The following is a 3,012-nucleotide window of genomic DNA, read 5'->3' on the forward strand; positions in this document are numbered from 1 at the left end:
TTAGTTGTATTATTTTTATGTCCTTCTACAACTAAAGTATAACTAATACTATTAGCAAGCATTCTGCCATATTTTACTTTAGCAGAAGTATAAGGATCATAAGTAATTCCTTTTTTTACTTTGCATACAAATATATGAGTTCTTTTTAGCAATATATTAAAAATAGATTTATTATTTCTTAAAGGTGCTGGAAGAATATCATTTCCCATAGGATAATTTCCCATAGTGTCTTTTATATTTTTATCACTGTCTATTTCTGATAAAGCTACTATATTTGTGAAAAAACTTTGAGGATTAAAAGAAGGAGATGCATCTATAAAAGGGTATTTATCTTGTTCTATTATACAGCTTGGTAATTTGCTTATTATTTTATGAAATAATAAATCTCCATTACTATTATTAGTTATTAAAACTCCTTCATCTTTTATTAAATCTACTAAAAAATCAAATATTGTTTGTTCTGGTTCTATGGCTACTTTGCTAAATGGTTTTAAATCATATATATTTTCTATTACACTTTTTATTCCATAAGGCGAACATATTTCATTTGCTATTTCCACTAATGACATATTTTCAAATTCAAATTTAGAGTTTGCTTCTATAGCAGCTATATTTACATCATTAATTATGGAAGCGGAAGCCGAAACAGTTATTTGTATTATTTTAGAACTTTCTGAAATTGAAGGTATGGAAGAAAGCAAAATACCATTTAATATTAATTCATCATCATAGTAAACTTTACACTCTTTAAAACTTAAAGGAGTAAATAAATCTAAAAACGGATCATGTTTTATATTATTTTTTGATAAATAGTTTTCAAAATATGGAATAGTTAAATCTACTTTATCAAAAGAATCTATAGTTGATACAAATTTAAAATCTATTATTTGATTAATACTATATTCTATAATATCTATATTAGATTTTATGGTTACTCTTAAACCTTTATTAGATTTATTTATAGTATTATTAAATACATTTTCTATTATATTACTAAGCATTGTTAAATAATAATCTAACAAATTATCATTGCAATATAGCTTTAATTTTTGAAAATAAATTGTCAGTAAATTTTTTTTATATTTATGAGCATTTATTTTTTAAATTCATTAATAAAACTTAATAATATATTTTCAAATTCATTTATATTATATAATGATTTTCTAGATTTTGTAAGTTTATAAGAAGCATTAGCTCCTTTTTCCATACTGACTAAATTACCAGCTTTACCTGTAGAAATATCAGATTTTGACCATATATTGAAATATAAATTATCTGGAGAAACACCTAAACAAATTATAGCCTCATATTTTCTATGATATCTTATATGATTAAATTGAAAATTACAATTTGTATCTTCAGTTGCTGTTTTGATTTCAAAATTAATATTTTCTATTTCTATATCATAAGCATTTTTATCCCTTACATCTGTAGACTTTTTAGAAAGTTTAGAATTGATATTTAATTTATTGCATAATTCATGAATAAAATCTTGACCTACACTTCCTACTCCTGTATTAGAAAGTGTTTTTATTTTTTTAAATTCTGCATTATCCCATTTAGAATCATTATGATATTTTTCTAAAATATGTAAAAACAATTCATTATAAATACTATTATGCATTAACAATACCTCTATCTATTAAAGCTTTTTGTATATGATACATACTTATATGTCTGCAATTATGAGTTGCCAAATTACTGTAATCATTCCAATTTATACTATTCAATATATTTTCAACTTTTCTTTTAGACTTTTTTATTATAATACCATATCCGCAAACATATTTAACCTCTGAAAAGTCTTTTACCAATTTAGGTTGCTGTGTATAATATGTTCTTTGTAGAAAAAAATCAGCATTATTCATTTTTTCTATTCCGCAAGTTCGTTCTTTTCTGGTATCAACAGTAAATATATCTACCCAATCATCACAAGATTTCTTTTCTTCTAAATCATTATTTCCTTTTTTCCATATTTGCCATAAGGCATTTACTGTAATTTTTTTATTATCTAATCTATAAAAACTATCATTTGGAAGTATTTCAGAATGTACTAATTTCATATTGTTTACTCTATTTTTTGGAGAACCTTTACCATCACTTTGAAAAGACATAGGTAATATAAATCCTATATAATCAGCATATTGTGCTGCCGAGTTCATAAAAGCCAAAGCAAGCCAAGCTCTGTAACCAAATGGTGGATTTCCTATAAATATATACTTTTTATTTAAATCATCAGGCGACCATAGTAAAAAATCTTGTTCTAATATACCATCAGATAAAGGCATTAAATCCAATCCTATTTTATTTTTTGAATCTAATAAATTAAAAAAAGCACCATTACCAGCTGAAGGCTCCACAAAAGTATAGTTTGATATATCTATTTTTTCTTTGTTTAAAAAAGATAATAGATTATTGTAGCAATATTTAGCAGTATTTTCTTTTGTAAAAAATTGCTCCAAATCTATTTCTTCTGGATTTATCCATTTAGGAAATATTTTATTTTTAATCCATATTTTATTTCTTTTAGCAATAATATTATTTTTATTTTCTTCAAAATATCTATATAACATTAAATTTTATCCTTTATCCTATACTAATATAGAATAAAAATACAAAAAATCAATAAAAAGTTTCAAAAATTTAAACTAATCTGTAATATATTATCGTTTCAAATTTGTATTACATTTACAATAATAATTATATATGCGAATAAAAATTACTGGTATGTTTTCAAGTATTTTTATATATTCAAATAAAAAACTGTAAGCCTATGTATATATACCTAAACAACTATATTTTGTTTTTATATCTGGGGCTTTGCCACAGACCCCACTTCTTTTGCGACTGTAGGGAGTGCCTTTGGCGTGCCACAGGCAAAGCCCGCCTACGGCGAGAAGCAAAAAGGCTATATTTTAGCTTAAATTAATAATTTATCTTACATGTAATATAATTTTAGTATTATTTAGTACTAATTTTATACTTGCACTTTTTGGTTCTTTTTGCGGCGGG

General features: G+C 24.1%; 3 protein-coding genes. All 3 read right to left on the reverse strand.

What is annotated here, in order from left to right; genetic code table 11:
* The coding region (locus F811_RS0100390; RefSeq protein ID WP_026364297.1) for a hypothetical protein at positions 1 to 1,001 on the reverse strand (1,001 nt) is incomplete at its 3' end.
* Between the two features lie 92 nt (positions 1,002 to 1,093).
* Positions 1,094 to 1,624, reverse strand: coding sequence for a hypothetical protein (locus F811_RS0100395; RefSeq protein ID WP_020003345.1), 531 nt, complete (start codon positions 1,622 to 1,624; stop codon positions 1,094 to 1,096).
* On the reverse strand, positions 1,617 to 2,573 hold the full coding sequence (locus F811_RS0100400; RefSeq protein ID WP_020003346.1) for a hypothetical protein: 957 nt from the start codon (positions 2,571 to 2,573) through the stop codon (positions 1,617 to 1,619). The genes F811_RS0100395 and F811_RS0100400 overlap by 8 nt, the downstream gene beginning before the upstream one ends.
* Between the last annotated feature and the right edge of the window lie 439 nt (positions 2,574 to 3,012).

Source organism: Brachyspira innocens ATCC 29796, assembly GCF_000384655.1.
GTDB lineage: Bacteria > Spirochaetota > Brachyspiria > Brachyspirales > Brachyspiraceae > Brachyspira > Brachyspira innocens.